At 66.6% G+C, this 21,499-nt stretch carries 22 protein-coding genes and 1 pseudogene; 13 read left to right on the plus strand and 10 right to left on the minus strand.

The genetic code is table 11. The features are described from left to right. Positions 1-7 precede the first annotated feature (7 nt). Positions 8-412, minus strand: coding sequence for a hypothetical protein (locus EJC51_RS46070; protein WP_126276729.1), 405 nt, complete (start codon positions 410-412; stop codon positions 8-10). 16 nt (positions 413-428) lie between these two features. Beyond that, positions 429-1,286: an IS5 family transposase gene (locus EJC51_RS46075; RefSeq protein ID WP_126269134.1), complete on the minus strand. Its 858-nt coding sequence runs from the start codon at positions 1,284-1,286 to the stop codon at positions 429-431. A 177-nt stretch (positions 1,287-1,463) separates the two neighbouring features. Here EJC51_RS46075 and EJC51_RS49335 point away from each other — a divergent pair, with 177 nt between their 5' ends. Next, positions 1,464-4,604: a polymorphic toxin-type HINT domain-containing protein gene (locus EJC51_RS49335; protein WP_166682983.1), complete on the plus strand. Its 3,141-nt coding sequence runs from the start codon at positions 1,464-1,466 to the stop codon at positions 4,602-4,604. Positions 4,605-4,995: 391 nt separating this feature from the next. Here the strand turns inward: EJC51_RS49335 and EJC51_RS46090 are convergent, their stop codons facing one another. Continuing rightward, a complete protein-coding gene (locus tag EJC51_RS46090; protein WP_126276576.1) occupies positions 4,996-5,826 on the minus strand; it encodes an SLATT domain-containing protein in 831 nt (276 codons plus the stop codon). Between the two features lie 6 nt (positions 5,827-5,832). Then, complete coding sequence (locus EJC51_RS46095) at positions 5,833-6,393, minus strand: hypothetical protein (protein WP_208870853.1); 561 nt, start codon at positions 6,391-6,393, stop codon at positions 5,833-5,835. 233 nt (positions 6,394-6,626) lie between these two features. Here EJC51_RS46095 and EJC51_RS46100 point away from each other — a divergent pair, with 233 nt between their 5' ends. Next, positions 6,627-7,124, plus strand: coding sequence for a hypothetical protein (locus EJC51_RS46100; RefSeq protein WP_126276578.1), 498 nt, complete (start codon positions 6,627-6,629; stop codon positions 7,122-7,124). An 8-nt stretch (positions 7,125-7,132) separates the two neighbouring features. Here EJC51_RS46100 and EJC51_RS46105 read toward each other — a convergent pair whose 3' ends face one another. Then, entirely contained in the window at positions 7,133-8,731 is a 1,599-nt protein-coding gene (locus tag EJC51_RS46105) for an ISL3 family transposase (RefSeq protein ID WP_126276579.1), read from the minus strand. Between the two features lie 172 nt (positions 8,732-8,903). Between EJC51_RS46105 and EJC51_RS48085 the strand changes: the two genes are divergently transcribed. The 7 genes from EJC51_RS48085 (at position 8,904) to EJC51_RS46135 (ending at position 14,941) form a co-directional block, all read left to right on the plus strand. Next, the gene (locus tag EJC51_RS48085; protein ID WP_165951399.1) at positions 8,904-9,065 is read left to right on the plus strand and encodes a hypothetical protein; all 162 of its coding nucleotides are present in this window, start codon (positions 8,904-8,906) and stop codon (positions 9,063-9,065) included. Between the two features lie 404 nt (positions 9,066-9,469). Then, positions 9,470-9,664 (plus strand): hypothetical protein, encoded by a 195-nt coding sequence (locus tag EJC51_RS46110; RefSeq protein ID WP_126276580.1) that lies wholly within the window; start codon positions 9,470-9,472, stop codon positions 9,662-9,664. 3 nt (positions 9,665-9,667) lie between these two features. Next, complete coding sequence (locus EJC51_RS46115; protein ID WP_126276581.1) at positions 9,668-10,300, plus strand: RNA polymerase sigma factor; 633 nt, start codon at positions 9,668-9,670, stop codon at positions 10,298-10,300. Between the two features lie 3 nt (positions 10,301-10,303). Further along, positions 10,304-11,002 (plus strand): hypothetical protein, encoded by a 699-nt coding sequence (locus EJC51_RS46120; protein WP_126276582.1) that lies wholly within the window; start codon positions 10,304-10,306, stop codon positions 11,000-11,002. 115 nt (positions 11,003-11,117) lie between these two features. Further along, on the plus strand, positions 11,118-11,519 hold the full coding sequence (locus EJC51_RS46125; RefSeq protein ID WP_126276583.1) for a hypothetical protein: 402 nt from the start codon (positions 11,118-11,120) through the stop codon (positions 11,517-11,519). Between the two features lie 589 nt (positions 11,520-12,108). After that, a complete protein-coding gene (locus EJC51_RS46130; protein ID WP_126276584.1) occupies positions 12,109-14,352 on the plus strand; it encodes a hypothetical protein in 2,244 nt (747 codons plus the stop codon). Between the two features lie 145 nt (positions 14,353-14,497). Then, a complete protein-coding gene (locus EJC51_RS46135) occupies positions 14,498-14,941 on the plus strand; it encodes a hypothetical protein (protein ID WP_126276585.1) in 444 nt (147 codons plus the stop codon). Between the two features lie 383 nt (positions 14,942-15,324). On the opposite strand, the pseudogene EJC51_RS49470 reads toward EJC51_RS46135, so the two are convergent. Then, positions 15,325-15,429, minus strand: a pseudogene (locus EJC51_RS49470) (IS5/IS1182 family transposase); the annotation flags it as partial. 64 nt (positions 15,430-15,493) lie between these two features. On the opposite strand from EJC51_RS49470, the gene EJC51_RS46145 reads away from it, so the two are divergent. The 3 genes from EJC51_RS46145 to EJC51_RS46155 all read left to right on the plus strand — a co-directional run bounded on the left by EJC51_RS46145 (position 15,494) and on the right by EJC51_RS46155 (position 17,011). Beyond that, positions 15,494-15,736, plus strand: coding sequence for a hypothetical protein (locus EJC51_RS46145; protein ID WP_126276586.1), 243 nt, complete (start codon positions 15,494-15,496; stop codon positions 15,734-15,736). Positions 15,737-16,210: 474 nt separating this feature from the next. Continuing rightward, entirely contained in the window at positions 16,211-16,708 is a 498-nt protein-coding gene (locus EJC51_RS46150) for a hypothetical protein (RefSeq protein WP_126276587.1), read from the plus strand. Between the two features lie 30 nt (positions 16,709-16,738). Beyond that, entirely contained in the window at positions 16,739-17,011 is a 273-nt protein-coding gene (locus tag EJC51_RS46155; protein WP_244363275.1) for a PIN domain-containing protein, read from the plus strand. Positions 17,012-17,049: 38 nt separating this feature from the next. Here the strand turns inward: EJC51_RS46155 and EJC51_RS46160 are convergent, their stop codons facing one another. From EJC51_RS46160 to EJC51_RS46175, 4 genes are all read right to left on the minus strand, one after another. Further along, the gene (locus tag EJC51_RS46160) at positions 17,050-17,472 is read right to left on the minus strand and encodes a hypothetical protein (protein ID WP_126276588.1); all 423 of its coding nucleotides are present in this window, start codon (positions 17,470-17,472) and stop codon (positions 17,050-17,052) included. A gap of 61 nt (positions 17,473-17,533) precedes the next feature. Beyond that, positions 17,534-17,968 carry a hypothetical protein gene (locus EJC51_RS46165; protein WP_126276589.1) on the minus strand — a complete coding sequence of 145 codons (435 nt, stop codon included), beginning with the start codon at positions 17,966-17,968 and terminating at the stop codon, positions 17,534-17,536. A 620-nt stretch (positions 17,969-18,588) separates the two neighbouring features. Continuing rightward, entirely contained in the window at positions 18,589-18,993 is a 405-nt protein-coding gene (locus EJC51_RS46170) for a hypothetical protein (RefSeq protein WP_126276729.1), read from the minus strand. Between the two features lie 16 nt (positions 18,994-19,009). Continuing rightward, positions 19,010-19,867 (minus strand): IS5 family transposase, encoded by an 858-nt coding sequence (locus EJC51_RS46175; protein WP_126269134.1) that lies wholly within the window; start codon positions 19,865-19,867, stop codon positions 19,010-19,012. A gap of 377 nt (positions 19,868-20,244) precedes the next feature. Between EJC51_RS46175 and EJC51_RS46180 the strand changes: the two genes are divergently transcribed. Next, positions 20,245-21,486 carry a hypothetical protein gene (locus EJC51_RS46180; RefSeq protein ID WP_244363277.1) on the plus strand — a complete coding sequence of 414 codons (1,242 nt, stop codon included), beginning with the start codon at positions 20,245-20,247 and terminating at the stop codon, positions 21,484-21,486. Positions 21,487-21,499 lie beyond the last annotated feature (13 nt).

Here is a 21,499-nt window from a genome sequence, read left to right on the forward strand (position 1 = left end):
TGGGGTCTCAGTCCGGGGATGGCGTTGGTTGCGGTAGCCGGAAGAGGCCGGGCTCCGGCTCGGTGAGAATGCCGCGGCTGACCAGGCGTTTCAGTTTCGCGCGGACGCCTTCGACATGCCGGGGTTCGGTGCCGGTGTCCAGGGCGATGCAGACGTCCTTGGGGCGCAGTCCGTCTGCGGTGTCTTCGAAGAGGGCGAGGATCTGACGGTAGGCCGAGGGCAGCGGAGCGAGGCCGCCGGGAAGGTCTGGTGCGATCTCCAGAATCGTCTCCCGGGTGATCCTCAGTCTCTCCAACGCCTTTTCGGCGGCCGCGAGTTGGGTGGTGAGCTCGGCGATCTGAGTGCGGAGTCTGTCCGCGAGGTCACGGCCGGCCGCCTCGCGGATCTCGAGCTGTTCCAGGAACTCCTGCATGCTCACGCTCACTCGTTCATGCCGGTCCGGGGGAAGCGGGTCGGCGGCGGTCCCGCCAGGTGGGAGTGGTCGTGGCGGTGAGCCGGTGGGTCATGACGTCGGTCATCGACCAGCGGATCCAGGACGCGGAACTGGCGGGCAGGGTCTCGTAGTCGCGGGCCAGGCGGCGGTGCAGCATGAGTGTGCCGAAGGTCTGCTCGACGATCCACCGCTTCGGTGACGGGGCGAACCCCTTCGCCTGCGGGTCACGCGATACCACCTCGACGTCGATGCCCAGCGACCTGCCGTGCTCGATGACGGCGTTCTTGAACCCGGCATCGACCCAGCTCTTCACCACGCCGGGGTTGTCGGCGGCCACCTTGTCCAGCAGCGTGATTCCGACGGCGTTGTCGTGCACGCTCGCGGCGACCACGATCACGGCGATGAGCAGACCGAGTACATCGGTGGCGATGCCCCGCTTGCGGCCCCGGCTCTTCTTGCCCGGGTCCAGCCCGGTCGTCTCCTTGGGGGCGTTGACCGAGGCGTGCACGGTCTGGGAGTCCATGACGACCGCGGACGGGTCCTCGCGCCGGCCCTTCGACTCGCGGACCTGCCAGCGCAGCAGATCGTGGATGGTCTGGTCGGTGCCGTCATCGCGCCACAGCCCGAAGTAGTAGTACACCGCGGTGTACGGCGGGAAGTCGTGCGGCAGGTAACGCCACTGGCAGCCGACCCGGGCCTGATACAGGATCGCGTTCACGATCTCCCGCATCTCGTATCGGCCCTGATGACCGCTGACCGAGCGGTGCTGTCCCTTCCAGGCCGTGATGACCGGCCGGATCAACTCCCATGCCTCATCCGACAGATCACTCGGGTACGGCTGCCGCTCAGCCACGTCTCCAGCACACCGCAGAAGCCGTCAACCGCAACCCCTCAAACCGGACAACCAGACACGACGACTCGCAGAACACCCACTTACACCGACCTGACCCTCGACTGGGCCGGCCGCACCACGGTCTCGCAAATCCTCGTCGGCAACGGGTCCACCACTACGAGCACGATGCACGGACGGGTGGTCACGGACTACTTCGGCGACTACAGCACTGTCACGCCCGCAGTAGCCGACCCCACCGACACCTACACCAACGTCTTCGGTCAGACGTCCAAGGTGGTCGAGCACAACGGCACCTCGACCTTCACCACCCAGTACGGCTACGACGCCAAGGGCAACCTCGAAACGATCACCGACCCCCGCGGCAACATCACGACCTACGGCTACGACTGGGTCGGCCAGCGCACCGTGACAGCGGACCCGGATGCAGGAAAGTCGACCACGGAATACGACGCCAACGGCCGGATCAGCAGGGTCAGCAGTGACTTCTACAAGGCAACGAACGCAACTGTGTGGCCCAGGACCGTCCTCACCTACGGCTACGACAACCTTGGCCGCAAAATTTCGGTGACCAGCGGCAGCGACACCCTCGCCTCCTGGAAATGGGACGAACTCTACGTCACCGGCGGCAAGGGCCAGATCACCTCAGCCACCAGCAGGGACACCGAAGGCAGGACCTACACCACCAGGACAGGCGGCTTCGACGACCGCGGGCGGCCACTGAGCACCACCATCACCATCCCCACCGAGGTCATCGGGCTGGCAGGCGACTACACCACCAGTTACGGCTACGACGCGGCAGACCATCTCACCTCGGTCACCTACCCCAAGGCGGGCGGCCTGGACGCGGAGACCGTCACCGCCGGCTACGACGACTACGGCCGGCCCCGCACCCTCATCTCTCCTCTACAAACGTATGTCCGGGCCACGGACTACGACGCCTACGGACGCCTGACATCCCGCTCCTACGGCCCCGACCTCACCAGCAACACCGCCGCCAAGGCCCAGCGCACCTACGGCTACTACGACGACAACGGCACCAGGCGTCTGCAGAGCATCAGCACGACCACGGCCTCCGGCCCCGCCGTCACTCCGACCACCCTGGAAAGGCAACAGGACACCTACACCTACGACTTCGACGGCAAGCTCACCCAGCTCCGCGAGCAGGCCACAGGTCAGACCGCGCAGTCGCAGTGCTTCCTGTACGACCGGCAGGGCCGCCTGACCGGCGCCCACACCCGCTCAACCGGAACCGCTTGTGCCCTGGGTGTCTCCGACTTCACCGGCACCGACCCCTACGAGACGGACTACACCTACGACCGCCTGGGCAACCTGCAGTCCGTCACCGACACGACCCAGGCCGGCACGGCCACCACCCGCGACTACCTCTACCCCGGTTACGACGACGCCGGCACCTGGACCACCGCCAACGCCGCACAGCCGCACGGCGTCCGCAAGATCAACACCATCACTGCGGGCACCACAACCGCGACCGAGGACCTGACCTACGACAACGCTGGCCAGATGGACACGCGCGTCGCCCCGGGCAAGTCCACCGACTACGACTGGACCAAACTCGGCCAGCTCGCCACCGTCAAAACCACGACCAGCGACGGCAGCAAACTGACCCGATACGCCTACGACGCCGACGGCAACCTCGTGGTCCGCACCACCCCGCAGGAAACCGTGGCCTCGATCGGCGGCATGGAGCTGCGGACCACCGACAACAAGACGGTGACCGCGACCCGCTACTACACCAGCGGCGGCGCCACTGTTGCCATGCGCACCACGGAAGGCACCACGGCAGCCGGCAGCAAGCTCACCTATCTCATGGCCGACGACCAAGCCTCCACCCAACTGGCCGTCGACGCCACCACCGGCGCTACCACCCACCGCCGCTACACCCCCTTCGGTGACGAACGCGGCGGCACCCTGCCCACCGGCACCGACAACGGCTTCCTCGGCAAAACCGAAGACACCAGCACCGGCCTCTCCCTCCTCGGCGCTCGCGCCTATGACCCTAACCTGGGGCGGTTCCTTAGTACGGACCCGTTGAGCAGTCCGTATATGCCGCAGCGACTCTCCGCCTACAGCTACAGCGAAAACGACCCGATCAACCGCATGGACCCGACGGGCCTGGAGAGCTGCTACCCCAACTTCTGCTCGGGCGACAACGGCACGTACGACGAATACGATCCGAAAGACGACCCCGGTTCTTCGGTGAACAACATCGTCACTGACATCAGCGGCGGCGAAGCCCCTCCACTCGATGAAGACCTTGTCGAGGACTACGACGGGCGACCGACCGAGTCTCAGATGAGGCGTCTCGGAACCTATATGGAGGGTGTCAGTCTCGAACTCAACTACGAGCTCTACTTCCGTGAATACTGCAATGTCAATCCGAGTATTGATCTGACGTGCAAGAACCTCCGTGAGTACTACGGAGGTTGGGAACACGTAAAGAGTATCGAATCTGTTGATACGTGCCCTATATGTGGGAATGTAGGCTTCCAGTTCATTATGGACTATGTCCTCGGGCGTCTGGGAGGGCCGTGTTCCAGGAATAGCTTCCTTCCTGAGGCGAACGTCCTGATGGCGGACGGAACTGCCAAGGAAATACAGGACGTCCAGGTAGGTGACAAGATACTTGCCACCAACCCTGAAAATGGAGAGACGGAAGCACGAACTGTCCTTGCTACCATCATCACTGAGGATGACAAAGATTTCACCGAAGTGGCAGTGAGAACGAGTGATGGTGTCGCTGAGGTCATTGCGACCAATCATCATCCGTTTTGGTCCCCTTCAGAGCATGCCTGGGTCGATGCGGTCGACCTGGAGAAGGGGATGACGCTGCGCACAGAGACCGGTGCAGTGGTCACTGTTGGCGCAACTCATTCGCTCCACCGCAAGCAGGAAACGCGTAATCTCACCGTCGACGGCCTCCACACGTACTATGTGCGTGCAGGCGACACGTCAGTGTTGGTTCATAACGCGGGGGGTCCGTCTGGTTGCGGCCTTTGGACCTCTGCTAGGAATAGGACTGGAGTCCAGAATGCTTATAGCCACTGGAACAAACATAAGGGTGATTTCCCGAATATTCGAAACTCCAGGGAATATGTCGATCAGGCTTACGACTTCATGACGAGCCCTAACTCGGCCATCCAGGAGAAGGTGCGCAGTAACGGAGATTTTGTAAGGTTCAACGCAAACACAAATGAATTCGGCGTCATGACGAGTGCTGGTGTTATGAGGACGTACTACAAACCTGATCCAGCAGTGCACGGGTACCCGACGAATCAGGACTACTTCAATGCACAGTGACCTGTATCGTTGCAGGGTCTGTGGGCTTGAGCAGGATGATCCCCCCTGGGGAGAGGATGGGCTCGTACCGACATTTGAAATCTGCGTCTGTTGTGGCAGTGAATTCGGGTATGAGGATGCTACCCTGGCCGGTGTGCTCCGCAAGCGGGCCGCCTGGCTCGCGGCCGGCGCCAAATGGGAATCGCCGAGGTTCAAGCCGGATGGCTGGGATTTGAATTCGCAGCTCGACTGTATCCCAATTGCATATCGCAAATGAGGCCACAAACTGCCGGTAGTTCGTCGAACCCGGCGGTAGCGGGGGCTGGCGGCTGGATCGTTCGGTCTTACTGATCTTTTCGTAAGTTCGGTGGGTGTGCTGGCCTTGCGAGTCGAAGGCTTTCGGGGTGGCTTATCAGCCCTCGCCTTCAGCTGCAGGCTTGGCGTTGGCCTCTTCTTCAATGGCGTCGGCGGTCTGCAGCAGGAAGTAGCTGCGCTCGCGGTACTTGTAGTAGCCAGTGAAGGCGGCTGCCAGCGTGACGGCGAAGCCGATGGCGACGATCGTGACGTTCTGCCAGGTCAGCTTGCCGCCAGTATCCAGAGCAGCGACGGTCGTCGTAGCCGCGGATCCGGTCATGATGAGGTTCTGAAGGGCGTTGTGGACGAGCCGGTACTTTCGGCTGTCTGCCCTGTGCTGCTCGATCACCCCGGCAACATCCTCGCGGTACAGACTGCGCCGCTCGTTGAGAGGCGGCTGGCGGAGCGCGTTCACGATGCGCACGGCCTCTCGCCCGATCTCGATCCGGTCTTCCAGGACGGCCCGGCTGTCCGCAGGACTTCGCCAACGGGCGTCGGCTACGGCCCCGCCGATACACAGACCAATCAGGACACCGCAGAAGATGTCAGGCCCAAGAAACCGGGAAGGGGTCTGCCAGGTCCATACCGTCCAGCCGACGCCGGCCAAGAGCGTGAGGCCCGCGATCATCAGGGCCGTGCCCCGTACGCGGGCGACAGACCGTGCGCGGATGAGGTCGCGCTCTATTCTCCCGAGGTTCCTTCGGATATCGCGCACTTCGGCCAGTTGGTCTGCCGAGTCCAGGAGAGCCGCATCACCCGGCTGTGCGTCAGGCGTGTTGTCGCTGTCGGCACTTTCCTGATTGAGATCGGGGGCCATGCCCTGGTAGATCCGTTCGTCTGCGGCCCGGATTCGGCTGGGCGCGTCGTCGTCAAGGCTCCGCTCTGCCATGGCGGGTCAGCGGGTGAACGCTTCGGTCAGGCTGACGCGGTAGCCGTCCTCTTCCATCAGCACGACGGTGACGCCGAACGGGTCGGGGTGGTCGATGTCGATCGGGGTGAAGGAGTAGTTCACCGCGGCCTGGATGGGTGGCACCAGTTCGCCGCCGGGCTGTGGTGCGGGGGCCGGCATCCAGTCCGGGGCGACCGATGCCCAGCCGTCGGAACTGCGGGACAGGAGCTGCTCGGTATAGGGGAACTGGTGCAGGACGTGCCCGTCTTGGGTGGCGAGCACCATGTTCAGGCACGGTGCCGGGCCGACGATGGGCAGCTCGCAGGCGGTGGCGACGTCGTGGGTCTCCCACGCGAGGACGACCTCGTCCGCGCGGGCGGCCGCGGCAATGTTCGAGAGTTCCGCGATCCCGGTGAGTGCGTCCTGGCCGACCTTGAGGGGGCGGACCCAGATCATCCCGATCAGCTCGCCGCGCACCAGCGGCATGATGAGCGGGCGCGGGACCGCACCCTCGCCCAGCCCCGCGGTGTACGCCTTCTTCGCCACACTGACCAGTGCGTCCCACACCCGCGCTTCCACGGAGGCCCCCTCTGCCCGCCGAACCAATCACCGCCGACCCTGCCACGGCGGGTGACGTCGTGTCAGCGGGATGATCAGCCAGCGACAGATTGGCGGGGCGCGTGAGTATGTAGACGAGTTTCGGTTCTGGTCCAACTTCTGTGGAGCGGTTACGCTCTGTTACGCCTCGGGACTGATGCCCTTCGTGACTCGTTGACGGACCTGTTTGGGATCATGCCCGCATGGACTTCGACCTCGCCCCACCGAACGGCGTTGGCCCGTTGCGGATCGGTATGGATCGGCAATCGGCCAACGCGGCGCTGGACTCGCTCCGCGATCTCTCCGCGGTCTCGGCATCCGACCGGCCGGGTCAGCACGTCTTCCGTCCCAGTGGACTGATGATCAGCATCCACTGCACGCGAGACATGCTCGAAGCCATTGAGCTCGGGAGGCCGTCGGCTCCAACAGACCGAGTCATCTTCCGGGACCTGGATGTGTTCGCGATCCCGGCCCGCGAGCTGGTGCAACGCATGGGCGAGTACACCTCGATCGAGGAAGACCCAGACGACCCGGCGTCCTTCGTCGCCTCCGATCTGCTCCTGAGCTTCTGGCGACCGTTCGCAGCCGACGACGCGCCAGAGGAAGAGCAGGGTTACTACTTCAGCTCGGTCCTGCTGGCACAGCCTGGCTACTACGACACTCCTGCTCAGGCTGCAGAGCGACTCCAACGGAGTTCGTAACTGCCCCGTCACGCTGCCAGCAGGACTCGTTTCCGTAGCAGTGCGAAGCCAGCTCGGCCGTACATCTGTCGCTTCAGCATCTTGATCCGGTTGACGTGGCCCTCGACGACGCCCGAGCTCCAGGGCAGGGTCAGGTCGGCGGTGACGGCGGCAAGGTCGCGTTCCGGGCCATTGACGAACGTGTGGAGACTCGGCAGGTCGTCGGCGCGGACCGCTTCGATCCACTGCGGGAGCCGGTCGCCTTCGAGCTCGGTGATCATCTTCCCGAAGGTGCGGACGTGACCGGTGAGTGCGTTCAGTTCAGGGCAGTGCGCAAGCACTGACTTCAGCTTGAGTCGCTCGCTCTCCGGCAGGGTGTCGGGGTGGGTCAGGATCCACCCGGCGACGGTCCGCGGCGATGGTGGTCGGGCTGTCGGTGTGGTCGGGGTGGTGCGGAGCGGGCGAAGGTAGGCGCGGACGGCTCCGTAGCCGCCGCAGTAGCCGTGCGTCTTGATCTCTTCCCAGAGGGTCCAGGCGTTCGTGCAGCCCACGGCCCACTGCTCGTTCAGGTACGGCTTGAAGTCGTCGGGCTTGGTCCTGCGGTTCCGCCACTGCCCCTGGAACAGGTCTTCCGGCCTCGCGGCGTCGGCCAGCCGCTGGACGGTGCGGTAGGTCATGCCGAGCTGGCGCTGGATCGAGCGTCGGCTGTGGCCGGCGGCCAGCAGCGCGTGGACGGTGGCGTGCTTGGCGCGGGTGCGGTCGGCGAACCGGTGCCCGGTGGGCCATGGCGACACGCCGTCCGCCGGTGCCTGGGCCTCTGCCTTCTCCGGGGCCGCCTCGGTAGTGGTCGCGCGCAGGCAGGAACGATGGTGGGAGACGCACCGCTCCGCGGCTTGGCCGAGGTTGCGCCAGAGGTGGAATCGGTCGGCGACCTGGACGGCGGTGGGTGCCCCGATGGTGGCGCCCTCTGCGAAGAACGGAGCACGGTCACGGCAGACGACCTCGATCCCCGGGCGTTCGGCCAGCCAGGCCGCGACCGTGGCCGCCTCGCGATCCGGCAACAGGTCCACCGGCCTCCGGGTCTCGACGTCGACCAGGACGGTCCCGTAGACACGCCCCTTGCGCATCGCATATTCGTCGACGCCGACCACCCGCGGGGTCCGCGGCTGAGGCTCCGGGAGCGCGTCGACCAGTCGCAGGACCGTGTTCCGGCTGGCCCTCGCTCCGAAGGCGTCGGCGAGTCGGGCGCCGGCGCGGCCGGCCACCGCGAGGCCGACCTCGGCCAGCGCCGACCGCATTCGTTCGGTCCGTTGACTGTGTCGGCGGGTCAGGCCCGTGACCTGCTCGACGAACGTCCGTCGCTCGCATGAGGCGTCCTCGCACGTGAACCGCCGGACCTGCTGCCGCAGCACCACCCGCCGCCCTGCCACGGGAAGATCGGCGGGAAACCGCAGGTAGGAGCCGTGCACCCGCCCCGACCAGTTCCCGCAGCCCGGGCAGCGGGCCTTGGTGGTCCGGGATCTGACACTGATCCGGATCACGTCGCCGTCGTCCTGCACCGACACCACCCTGATCTCCGGGGCCGACAGGAAGAGCAGCTCTTCCAGCTGGAGCAGTACCTCTCGCACAGCCCAGAACCATCACCCCGAACGTCGCCGTCGCCGACCGTTTCCGGACGATCTCGGAAGACGCTCCGGAGAGATCAACCGTTACAGGGAGTAGGCACTCCACAGAAGTTGGATCAGAACCGCCCCTCATCGACATACTCATACGCCATCCGACCGGTCGCAGGAGCCGTTGATGACCGTGCGGGCCGTGGTCATCTTGATGCTGGGCACGCAGATCGCTGTGACCGCCGGCGTTCTGACCGTGCTGGCAGGGAACCACTGGACTGTCGCGGTGCTGGTTGCTGGGGGCGCTTTCGCTGGCACCATCGCCTTCGCCCGGTCCGTGATCGGCTGAACCGGCCCGGGCAAGCGAACAGCGGTTCACTCCCGTTAACGCGCCTCCAACCGCGGTGAGCGGCAGTGATGGCGAGTGCGACTGGAGTGGTGGACCGGCCTACCGGAACGTTTGTGTGACGTGCGTCACGATTGCTGTTCTCGGTGGTCCTCGCAGGGCATTGGACCGGGCGAGCCCGAGGCGTGTCACCCCTGCTCAACGCGGGGCTTTCGAGGGCGTCTTGCGAACCGGGGCCGCCCGGGCCGGTTCGGTGACCGGATATGCCGCAAATTGATCGAGGCGGTCACGCGCGTTCGGGGGGTCCGATTCGAAATCCTGCCGTGGAGGAGCCGATGGGGTCTCCTACAGCCCAACAGGCCGTTCATCGCGCCTAGTTGCTGCTGTCGATTCAGGAAGGACGAGGCTTGACCGTGAACGATGCGCTGGCCCTGCTGGCGGTGGCGACCGCGCTGCGCGTATTCCTCCCTGACCTGCGAGCAGGCACCCGACGACTGCTGCGGGCTGCCGTCCAGGTCGGTGTCGGCGAGCTTGTGCACACGCGTTCCGCTGACGCTGCGGGCACCTCCACCTCGGTGGCCTCACACGACCTGGAGACATAGCCCATGGCCAGCACCGAGGACAGCGACCGCCAGGGCACGCTCCCCGCCTCGATCGAGGACCTCCGCGCCCTGCGCGGCATCCGGTACGAGATGCCGCCGGCGCTGGACGCCCTCTACCGTGCCTACGCACGCGCGCAGGTGCGCTACGCCGCAGCAATCCTGGGCGACAAGGAGGCCGCTACGACCGTCGTACGCCATCTCTACCGCCACCTCGCGCTGAACTGGGCCATCGTGCGGCTCGATGACGACGGCCCAGAGGCGTATGCATGGCGCAACCTGAAGCTGCTCGTGGGCGCCAAGGCCCGCGAGCTCTTCGACGAGAACCCTCTGGGCGCCGTCACCGCCGCCCTGGATCGCGGCCACGCAGCGCATGAAGCCGCGCAAGAGATGCTGCGGGCCATGCACGCCCAGATAGCCGATCTGGATTCGCCCGCCGGGCTCTACACGGCGATGAGCACGTTGCCAGAGCGCCAGTTCGATGTCATCGTCCTGCACTACTTCCTGGGCCACACCTCACCGCAGGTCGCCGAGATCATGGGCCTGCATCCGAGCACGGTCCGTACCCACCGGCGTTTGGCTCGCGAGCGCATCGCCGCCCGGCTTGGCATCGAGCTGGACGACGAAGAAATGGAGTAGAACGTGCCGGCACAGTTCGAAGAACTCCTCGCTGAGACCGCATGCCGCGACGCCTTCACCGACGAGGACATGGTCGGTCTGCGGCAGGAGATCACCCGTGATGTGGTCACCGAGCTGATGTTCGGCCCCCAGCAGTCGGAACGCGATCGCCGGCGCGACACTAAAGGTGAGCGCGCCGGCGTCACCCTGCTGTCCTTGTCCTGCAAGCTTTTGGACACCGCCGGAGCCCGCGGCCACCTGGCCTCCTTCATCGACGACCGCACGGACATCCAGGGCGCCCTGCACTTCGCGTGCCTCCTCAACCTCGCCCGGGAACAGGAAGAGGCGATCTGGTGGTGGCAGTTCGCTGCCGGGGCGGGCAACCTCCAGGCGGCCTACTTCCTGTACCTCCTCTACCTCAGCCGTGGGGACATGCGGGACGCGGAACACTGGATGCGACACTTCCTCGGCCCCGCTGGCGACAGCACCGCCTTCATCCCGCCACCCTCCTGGGCGCATTCGCTGCCCAAGGCGCGTCTCGTGCTCTTCAGTGAGGCGGTGCACCGCTTGGAGGTGGTTGAGGCTGCGGGCATCCAACTGCACCAGCCAGACCGCCGCTTCTTCGAGCAGATCGCGGACCAGCTGCCCCCTGCTGAGGTCCGGGCGCCGAGCGATCTTCCGCGCCGCCCGACGGGCTTCTTCCCGTTTCGATTCCTCGGGTGACACCGGGTGCCGTAGGGGTGTGCCCGATGTGGTGCCGGTGGCGGCGGGCCCTGTCCAGGTCAGCGGGCGGGGGTGAGTCGGCCGGCGGCGCACCGAACGCCTGCTGCGGGACGCGGTGGACCTGGCCGTCGCCGTGCGCGCCGACCTCACGGACACCGCTGCGGTCGAGGAGTTGACCCGGCGGTGCGAGGCGGACACGCGCGCCTTGCTGGAGGCGGCGTGCGAGCGGGCGTCCGGAGTCGACGCGAACCCCGCGCTGCTCGCGTTCACCGCGCCACAGGTGGCGCTCCGTATCCGTGAGGAGCGGCGCCAGTCGGCGCTGCGACGGCTGGCCGTCTCCGAGGAGGCAGCAGCCGAAGCCGACGCTGTGTACCGGGCCTACCGGCGGCGTCACAACCGCGGGACGAAGCGAGACGCTGAAGAGGCGGCGCAGACCGCCGCGCACCGGACCGCGGAGGTTCTGCTCAGTCGCCGTCTGGACCAGCTCGATGAAGCCCGTCGGCGGGCCGCTAAATGACGGCGCGTCAGCAGGAACGCGTGGTCGGGACACCGCGTCAGGGTGAGTATCAACCGTTCTCAGGAGCGACCAGTTGGACCCGGTCGGCACGTCGACGCGGGAACGCGAGGTCCTGCCATTGCGGGCGGCCCGAGATGTGCCAGAGCATCCGCTGGCTCTGCCACTCGAGGAACTATCGGCCTGGCAGCGGCTGGTTGAGGCGCTGATGTCCCCCGGGCAACGCCAACGCATGACCGACTCTCCATCGGCCGCCGATAACTCACACCGCCCGAGTTACACCGTCAGCTGGACCCGCTCCACGATCCCCAGATCGGCACTCCTGACCTGGGGTTTCTTCATAAATGGAAGATAACGACAAGTCCAAGAGTCAGCAAAGCGTCGAGCCCCTCAGCTCAGAGGAACCTCAACACAATTTCTCCATAAAGCGGACACCTCACGCACAAACATGACCAGAGACGGCAAGAATCGGAATCCATCCCTCCGATTGTGCCTCTGACCAGCGTGGTTGAATCCCGCTGTCGCGAGCCCGACCAGTTCGCCAGCAGTGACTGTGCGCTCAGAGAGTGCGCAGTGAATGAACAGAGGACCCATGGCAAACAGCCAGACCAGACGACCGTCGTCCCGTACCGCGTGGGCGTTGAGTGCCGTTCTCGTGGCCAGTGCGGCCGTCACGGCGCAGGGGGGCATCGTCGCTCAACCGGCCGCCGCCGCAGACTCGGAGTGCACCACCTTCTCCGTTCCCACGTACGTGTGGGAGCCGAACCCCGACAAGAACATCGCCGGCAAGCGCGTCCTGCACAAGTACATGGACTGGGGCCCCACCAGCGCCGACACCGACCTCCTCGACACTCTCCAGACCGCCTCCCTCCCGGGGACCAGCAAGGTATTCACCGGCGGTGGCAACGGCATCCTCTACGAGGCCACCCTGGGCGGGCAGGTCAAGGCGTACAAGGACAACACCGCCACTGGCGGCGCCCTGCTGACGCCCGTGAAGACCTACAGCCTCAACTGGTCGGCGGCCAAGCGAATCCTGACCAATGGTGAGTGGTTCCTGGTGTTCGCCTCCGACGGCACGATGGACATATACAAGCAGTCCAGCCCGACCACCGGCGACGGCACCCTCACCCGGATCGTCGACAACACCAAATCCTCCATCACCACGGCGATCGCGGGCGCGGACGACGCCTGGATGGTCAACTCCGCAGTGCAGTGGCTCAAGGACGGTGCCATCCAGCAGACTGCCCTGCTGCCGCTGAGCGGCAGCAGCGTCAAGCTGTTCGGCACCACCGACATCGCGACCGGCGTCGACGCCACCCAGGCCTGGGCGCCCGGCCCGAAGGCGATCAGCACCCAGTCCCTCACCGACGACCCGGACACAACCGGCCAGGTCCGCGCGTTCACCACCAGCCCGTGGGCGAGCACCGACGACGACGTCCGCTCGGGAATCGTCGGCGAGATCATGGCCGACGCCGGTCCCTGCCTCACCGCCCCAGACCCAAATATCGCCCCCTACTTCGGCACCCCGCCCGACGAGACCGGCGGCGAGGAGGCGTCTGAGGGCACCGCCGATCCCGTCCCGGCGCCCTCCCGTACCGTCACCGGCACCTTCACCCTGGGCAACGGGCAGCCCGCGGCCGGTCTCCCGGTCACCGTCACCGCCCCGGACGTCGACCTCGACGCGACGGGCCAGACGAAGCAGACTGTCGTCGGCACGGCGACCACGGCCGCGGACGGTTCCTGGTCGCTGACCCTGCCCGCGACACTCCCGACGGCCGTGCAGCAAGCCAAGGACCACAACGGCGGCATCCTCAACCTGGACGCCATCGCCATGGGTGTCACGACGAGCGGCGTGAAGATGCTCGGCGTCGACAGCCTCAGTGCGATGACCGACCAGGCGACCGTGGACGCCAGTATCGCCGGTCCCGACAACGGCCACAGCGTCAAGCTCGTCCCCAACACCGTGGACTCCACTAACGAGTTGAAGGACACCCTCGACGACACCACCGAGTCGCAGACCTACGCGGGCAAGCGGGAGAACAACCCCGCCGTCCTCGACGGCGAAGACCCCACCTGGCAGAGCGACACCAGCACCCTCGCCGCCGACTACAACCCGTACCTCGTCGACGGCAAGGACGTCAGCGCCGACGCCGTGCGCGCGCCCAACACGCCCCTGGACTCCGGCAGCTGCGAGACCATCCGGGTACCCGTCGCCTCGAAGATCAAGTACACGGTGGTCGGTGAAGCCCACGCAGGCTGGGACTCCAAGGCGATCTTCGAGTACGAGTCCTCGATGAACACCAGCATCGAGACCGCCGTCAAAAGCAACGGCAACTGGGCCCTCGGCGCGTCCAAGGAGCTCTCGCAGAGCGTGAGCATCAACGCCGGCTACACCAGCCCGCACCCCCACTACGCCAAGCAGTACAAGGTGCCGATCGAGTACGTGAACACCAGGAGCCAGTACATCTGCTCCGGCAGCGTCCGCTCCACCTGGTACAAGATCGAGCCCAAGCGGTACCAGGCCCCCGCCCAGGGCGCGCTCGGCAAGATCGGCAAGGACGTCTCGAACAAGGACGGCTCCGAGAACTTCAACCACTCCCCGAAGGCCAACCGGAACTACCTGTACGCGAACAACTCGTTCCAGCTTGCCAAGGGCAAGAGCGTCAAGTTCGGCGGTGCCGTCTCCTTCTTCCACGTCTCCATGGGCGCCAAAACCGGCTACGACACCAACCACAAGCAGAAGATCACCGCCGGGAACAAGAGCGGCAAGCACTGGATCTGGGGGAAGAATGGCACGCTCAGCAGCGGCAAGGCCGGCGTGTTCTACTCCAAGTAGCCTGCGCTTCAGGAAAAGTTCGAGTACGACCATCCGTGCCACCGGCCTGCTCGCGGTCGCCGCGCTCCTCTCCCTCACCGCCTGCAGCGGCTCCGGCGCTTCCGGCGGATCCGGGCAGTCCACTGGCACAGCACTCGATGGCGGCATGCAAGCAGAGGCCGAGATCTCCTTCGAGCATGCCCAGGCCGGCGCGGAGTACTGGGTTAGCCTCCCGCAGCCGTCCAACACGTCGGCGAAGTCGCTGACGTTGGAGAAGGCCCGGATCACCGGGGTTCCGAAGGGACTGCGGATCGTCGGCTACCGCGCGGTCAGTGCCCAGGACACCGACGGCCACGCCATGGGCGTGGCTCCGGCCGGCACCCCCCAGGTGCACGACCTGGAGCACGCCCCCGACCACGCGGGCAGCCCCATCCAGGTGAAGGCGTCCGCCACGTCGGACGTGTACTACCTGGCGCGGCTAAAGGTGACCGGCCAGGTGGGCGGAGACCTGACAGGATGCCGCTACTGGTACCGGCAGGGCACCACCGACTACCGCCAGGACCTCCCCTGCGTCACCCGGATCAGCCTCGGCGAGCCCCTGGGTTCGTGAGCAGCCGAACATGTGCGGGCCGGAGCTACTCCGGCCCGCACATCTGTAGATCCAGCTCCTTTGCCGTTGGCATCGCGCTCGTTGCGCCGTACTGCCGCTCAGCCCCCGTCACTCAGTGGACGTTAAGTCCGTTTCTGGTAGCGGCCTCGTCCGGGTTGGGTGAGGAATCCTTGGCGGGTGAGGCGGCCGAGGCGGCTGCGGGTGATTTTGACGATCGCTTCGTCGATGGGCATGCCGAGGAGTTCGTGCAGCTCACGAGCTCTGAAAACCTGGCAGGGTGCTGGTTGAAGGCGTTCGCGATGGCCTGGTAGGCAGTGCCGGTCTCGGGCGGGCCGGGTTCGGCTCCTGCCGGCGATGATCACGAGGGACGGGTCCTTTCATCACCGGGCTCTCTCCCTCACCTGGCAGCGCAGGAGTTCCTGAATCCGCTGGTCGAGCCCGTCCTCGCGCCGTAGGCCGAAGTAGCAGAACACCGCCGACCAAGCAGGAAAGCCTGGCGGTTCTCGCGCCTGTCATTTCGCCCATCACCAGGATCCGGATGGGCTGCCGCACGTGTGCGAGCGCCGCGCCGGCGGCGTGAACAGTGCGGATCACCTGTATGTGCGGTCGGCGGCCGCGGCCTGGCTCGCCAGCCGTGGCGAAGAGGCGAGCTTCGTGTACACCGGCTCAGCCGGGGCGCCGTTCGGCTCCGTCGTCGACATCCGGTGGTCGCGCGGCGCGCTGCGGGTGCACCTGGACCAGGCGGTGCCGCCTGACTGGGACCAGGAGGGCCACGAGCTGGTGTCCTCGGCCTGAGTGTTCCGGTCGACCGGGACACGCTGATCCGGCGTCGGTACGTGCACCGGATCCGGCTGGACAGCGAGGGCACGAGCAGGCGGGTGCGGATCGGGACCGAGGCCTTCGCCCGGGAACCCGGGTGGTTCACCCTGGAGGAGTGCGAGGTGACGGAGCGCGGGCTGTCAACGCCAGCGGTTCAGCGGATCATCCAGCCTCGCAGCGCGGCGGAGCCCGCGACGTGGACGCCGGGGCAGAACACGGACACGCCGCAGGACACCCGGGCGCGAAAGCTTTGCGCAAGCTGCTCTATGCCCGTCGGACCGAGTCGATCGCGCTGGCGGAGTCGGTGTGCCGCGAGATGGAGGAACTCGCTGGTGTGAGCCCGCGACTGCGGGGGCAGCTGTTTGCCGCCCGGCGCTCCGGTCGTCTCTGGATCGAGAAGCAAGCCGAGGCGCGCAGGGTGCTGTTCGCCAGCCTGGAGAAGGCGGTGGCTTGCCCGAGGCAGCGGGCCTGTGCCTGGGATGCAGCCACCGGCGGCGCACCGAACGCCTGCTGCGGGGTGCGGTGGACCTGGCCGTCGCCGTGCGCGCCGACCTCACGGACACCGCCACGGTCCTCGAGCTGACCCGGCGATGCGAGGCCGACACGCGCGCCCTGCTGGAGGCTGCGTGCGAGCGGGCCTGCGGCGTCGACGCGGACCCCGCGCTGCTGGCGTTCACCGCGCCACAGGTGGCGCTCCGTATCCGTGAGGAACGGCGCCGCTCGGCGCTTCGACGGCTGGCCGGCTCCGAAGAGGCTGCAGCCGAGGCCGACGCTGTGTACCGGGCCTACCGGCGGCGCCACAACCGCGGGACGAAGCGGGATGCCGAGCAGGCTGCGCAGGCCGCAGCGTACCGGACCGCGGAGGTCCTGCTCAGTCGCCGTCTGGGCCAGCTGGAGGAGGCCCGCCTGGGGTCCGTCCGTACGCGCGATGACCTCACGTCAGCGTGAACGCGAGGTCGAGGTGGTTATGCCGGGATCGTGATCCCGGCCCTGTCTGCTGCGGCTGCCGAGCATGAGAAGCCCGGCGTCGGCCAGCACGTCCTGAACCGCAGGTTCACCACGGTCACCGACTTCACCCATTCCCATGCCTTGGTGGCCGGGGCGTGGCGGGGCACGGACTGGCGGATCCTTCATCCGGCGTCGTCCAGCATTGTGGCCGCTCAGGCTGGTGAAGAGGCAACCCTTCTGTCACTGGAACCCGAGTTGTACATCGGCACGGGTGTCAGCCCGCTCAATCCTCTGGAGCCGTGATGCCGCAGCCCCGCCACGTCATCCGCAGTGAACGTTGATCAGATCTGACGCTGGGCCACGTCGCGCGCTGTGCTCAGGAGACGAACCCAGCGGATGGCAGCGGCTGGGGAGATGCCAGAGGAGGCGAGGCGCAGGGCTTGGATTTGGCGGCGAGGGTCCGGGTCGAGGTCGGTGGGCAAGCCAGCGAAGAGTTCTGGCCTGTCTGCTTTTGGATCAAGGAGGTAGGTGACGTTCTGCCACAGCGCCTGGCTCGTTTGCGGATAGGGCACCGGGGCGGGGTCGCGTTGCACCTGGTACAGGGCAAGTCCGAGGATGAGGCCGGCGGTCTGGAGGAACTCTTCGGCCGGCTCGCCCCAGGCAGCAAGCCGTTGTTCCTGGCGGCGCAGGGCGTCGGGGGAGCTCAAGTAGTCGGCGACTAGGCCGCGGGCCCGGTCAATCTGGTCCCGTAGTTCAGTGGGCATCAGCACCTCCGGCGCGTGAGAGGAGCGTCTGGGGCGCCGGAGGCGCCGCGTCAGGCCCGCATCACAGGCACTTGACGTTCAGGATCCCACTGGTGGCGACCCCGGACGAGGTGGTTCCCGCGGTGATGGTGCCCAGGGTTTCTGAGCGGTAGGACCACGAGTCGGGCTGGGGGTCGCATTCCTGTGTGGCGGACGTCGACCGGGCGGGTGGCGGGCACTTATGCTGCCGGCCGCTGGCGGCGCTGGTCACCCAGCCAGGACCGGCCAGGTAGACCTGGAGGTCGACCTCGCTGCTGCACGCCACCGGAGTACCGCCGCTACAGGAGGAAATTCCTCCAGTGCCGGTGATCTTGTTGCCGCTGTAGTTCGGTTTGTTCGCGAACAGTATGCAGTTGATCTCGGCGTCTGCGCCGTCTGGGCTTTCGCTGGCCGCCGTCACGCCCAGAGTGACCTCGGGGTGGCTGTCCTGTTGGGAGGGAGGGGCGGGTTCGGCCAACGCCGCACCCCCCGCTGCCAACGCGAGCGCTGGCGCCAACAGGGCAGCGGCGGCTAATCGGGCTAGCGGTTTCGGTCTTCTGCCGTGTCTCATCGTTCTCCTGTCCCTTGCATAGAAGTGACCAGAGCGACGCAACAGTAGACACCGGTAACGACCGCCGACAGTGAGTAGCGGGGGAATGACCGATTCCCCAATGCTCCGTGACCTGGTTCTCCCCAGCCTGTCCGGGACCGGAGGGCGACCCTCGACGCGGAGGAGAGCCGGCATCAGCCGTTTTCGGGGAGCGACCGGTTCGACCTGACTGCTCCGGAGGGCCAAGTGGGGCCGATAGCCTGGCAGTTGATGCTTCCGCGCCCGTGGCGGTGTTGGGTCACACTGCGGAGGCTGAACGGTGGGTGCTCCTTCCTCAGGCGGGTCGGACGAGGAGTTAGTCCCGGCGTGGGGGCGGAAGCTGACCGTGCCGTGCCCGCGCTGCGGTGTGGCGACGAACCATCATCGCACCTTGCACGACGACGGGTTGAACGTCTACCGGCCGCAATCCGATGGATTTGCCACGCCCAGTGAAACCGTGGGGATCGTGGACACCTCTCAGTGGGTGTTCTGTGAGCTTTCGTGGGGTCTCAGTCCGGGGATGGCGTTGGTTGCGGTAGCCGGAAGAGGCCGGGCTCCGGCTCGGTGAGAATGCCGCGGCTGACCAGGCGTTTCAGTTTCGCGCGGACGCCTTCGACATGCCGGGGTTCGGTGCCGGTGTCCAGGGCGATGCAGACGTCCTTGGGGCGCAGTCCGTCTGCGGTGTCTTCGAAGAGGGCGAGGATCTGACGGTAGGCCGAGGGCAGCGGAGCGAGGCCGCCGGGAAGGTCTGGTGCGATCTCCAGAATCGTCTCCCGGGTGATCCTCAGTCTCTCCAACGCCTTTTCGGCGGCCGCGAGTTGGGTGGTGAGCTCGGCGATCTGAGTGCGGAGTCTGTCCGCGAGGTCACGGCCGGCCGCCTCGCGGATCTCGAGCTGTTCCAGGAACTCCTGCATGCTCACGCTCACTCGTTCATGCCGGTCCGGGGGAAGCGGGTCGGCGGCGGTCCCGCCAGGTGGGAGTGGTCGTGGCGGTGAGCCGGTGGGTCATGACGTCGGTCATCGACCAGCGGATCCAGGACGCGGAACTGGCGGGCAGGGTCTCGTAGTCGCGGGCCAGGCGGCGGTGCAGCATGAGTGTGCCGAAGGTCTGCTCGACGATCCACCGCTTCGGTGACGGGGCGAACCCCTTCGCCTGCGGGTCACGCGATACCACCTCGACGTCGATGCCCAGCGACCTGCCGTGCTCGATGACGGCGTTCTTGAACCCGGCATCGACCCAGCTCTTCACCACGCCGGGGTTGTCGGCGGCCACCTTGTCCAGCAGCGTGATTCCGACGGCGTTGTCGTGCACGCTCGCGGCGACCACGATCACGGCGATGAGCAGACCGAGTACATCGGTGGCGATGCCCCGCTTGCGGCCCCGGCTCTTCTTGCCCGGGTCCAGCCCGGTCGTCTCCTTGGGGGCGTTGACCGAGGCGTGCACGGTCTGGGAGTCCATGACGACCGCGGACGGGTCCTCGCGCCGGCCCTTCGACTCGCGGACCTGCCAGCGCAGCAGATCGTGGATGGTCTGGTCGGTGCCGTCATCGCGCCACAGCCCGAAGTAGTAGTACACCGCGGTGTACGGCGGGAAGTCGTGCGGCAGGTAACGCCACTGGCAGCCGACCCGGGCCTGATACAGGATCGCGTTCACGATCTCCCGCATCTCGTATCGGCCCTGATGACCGCTGACCGAGCGGTGCTGTCCCTTCCAGGCCGTGATGACCGGCCGGATCAACTCCCATGCCTCATCCGACAGATCACTCGGGTACGGCTGCCGCTCAGCCACGTCTCCAGCACACCGCAGAAGCCGTCAACCGCAACCCCTCAAACCGGACAACCAGACACGACGACTCGCAGAACACCCACTCAGACGGCATACCGCCGTCTGTCTGGCCGCGTGACCGGGGACGGTGCCAAGCACACAGTGCGGTCTCGGAACTGCAGTACGACCAAGTCATTCCAGTCCGTGATGGGGAGAATCAGCACGGCGGAAAACCTGCAGATTCTCTGCGGTTCGTGCAGCTGGGCGAAAGGGCGATGGCCTGACGACGGGATAGATCGTTGTCGGCCGTCGCGCGTGAGGCCGACCGGATCGCATCGTGTCGCGTCTGCTGAGGCCGGGTACGGCTACGCCAACTGACCTTGTGACATGGGGGGTTTGGGGTGGGGAAGGCGAGCCGGGCCAAGCGGGAACGCAGCCGCGACCGGGCCGCGGAATGGACTGCAACCGGCGCGGCGAGGGAGGCGCGGCGGCTGGCGGAGCTGACGCAGCGACTTCTGAGCGGCAATCAGTGGGTGCAGTTGATGATGGCCTCGAACCTCGGGAACGTCCTGTCCGAGGTGCATGCCGTGCTGCTGCACAGTGACCTGGCGGACATGGCGGGCAGGCCCGATGGCGTTGAGCTGGAGGCGGCCTGGGCGATGGTGCTGGGCAAGCAGGGTTACCGGCCGCCGTGGCCTCACACGCCGGGGGAGGGAGCCGCGTGGCAGCGGCAGCAGATCCAGAAACTGCTGCGGCAGGCGGAAGTTGTTGTCATCTCCCCGGCTGCTCATGCCGCGGTGATGGCCGCGACCGCCACCTTGGAGCCGGCCGACATCAGCACCCTGGACCGCGATCGGGACATCCTCATGGCCACGGGGCTGCTGGTACTGCCCGAGCCCGTTGTGGTCGTCAACCGCACCGGATCCCTGTCGGACACCAGAGCTTTCGGATGGCAGTTTGTCACCCAGCATCAGATCCTGCCCACCGCCCAGTACCCGGGTGTGCAGGTCACCACGTTCATGGACCGCGATGGTCCGGTGCAGCCCGCCGGCTGGCGGCAGGCCGTCTCCGGTGCCCGTGCGTCGGGCAAGCCGCTGCCTCCGCTGATGCCGGACGGCATGTACGGGATGCGGGGCGATGCCTGCCTGGCGGAGGAGAGCACCGAGGCGCTCGCGGATCTGTCCGAGCAGCACCGGCAGATGCAGCGGGCCCTCACCGACGCCTCCCAGTGGCGCAGGGAGCCGGTCTCGGAGATGGGGGAGTGGGCCGGCGGCCGGGTCGAGGACCCTTACGACGACTTCGTGGGCCGCTACATGTTCGCCTTCTGGAGGCTGATCGCGCAGGGCGTCACCGCTGTCGGGCAGTCGCGGTCCGCACCCCAGGCCCGTGGCAGTGGTGACAGTGCCGAGTCCCGGGATCCTGACATACGGGTGATCCGACTTGCCGCGCCTTCACCCCGTCCGTCGGAACCAGTGGGAGAGAAGCGGGCCTATCACCACCGGTGGCCGGTGCGGATGCACAAAGTAAGGCAGTGGTACCCCAGCCGTCAGGAGCACCGGGTGATCTGGCGCGGCCCCTACATCAAGGGGCCCGCAGACGCACCGCTGATGATGGGGGAGAAGGCTTACCTGGTGGATTCCTGATGTGCGCGGGGCG

Source organism: Streptomyces aquilus, from assembly GCF_003955715.1.
Taxonomy (GTDB): Bacteria; Actinomycetota; Actinomycetes; order Streptomycetales; family Streptomycetaceae; genus Streptomyces; species Streptomyces aquilus.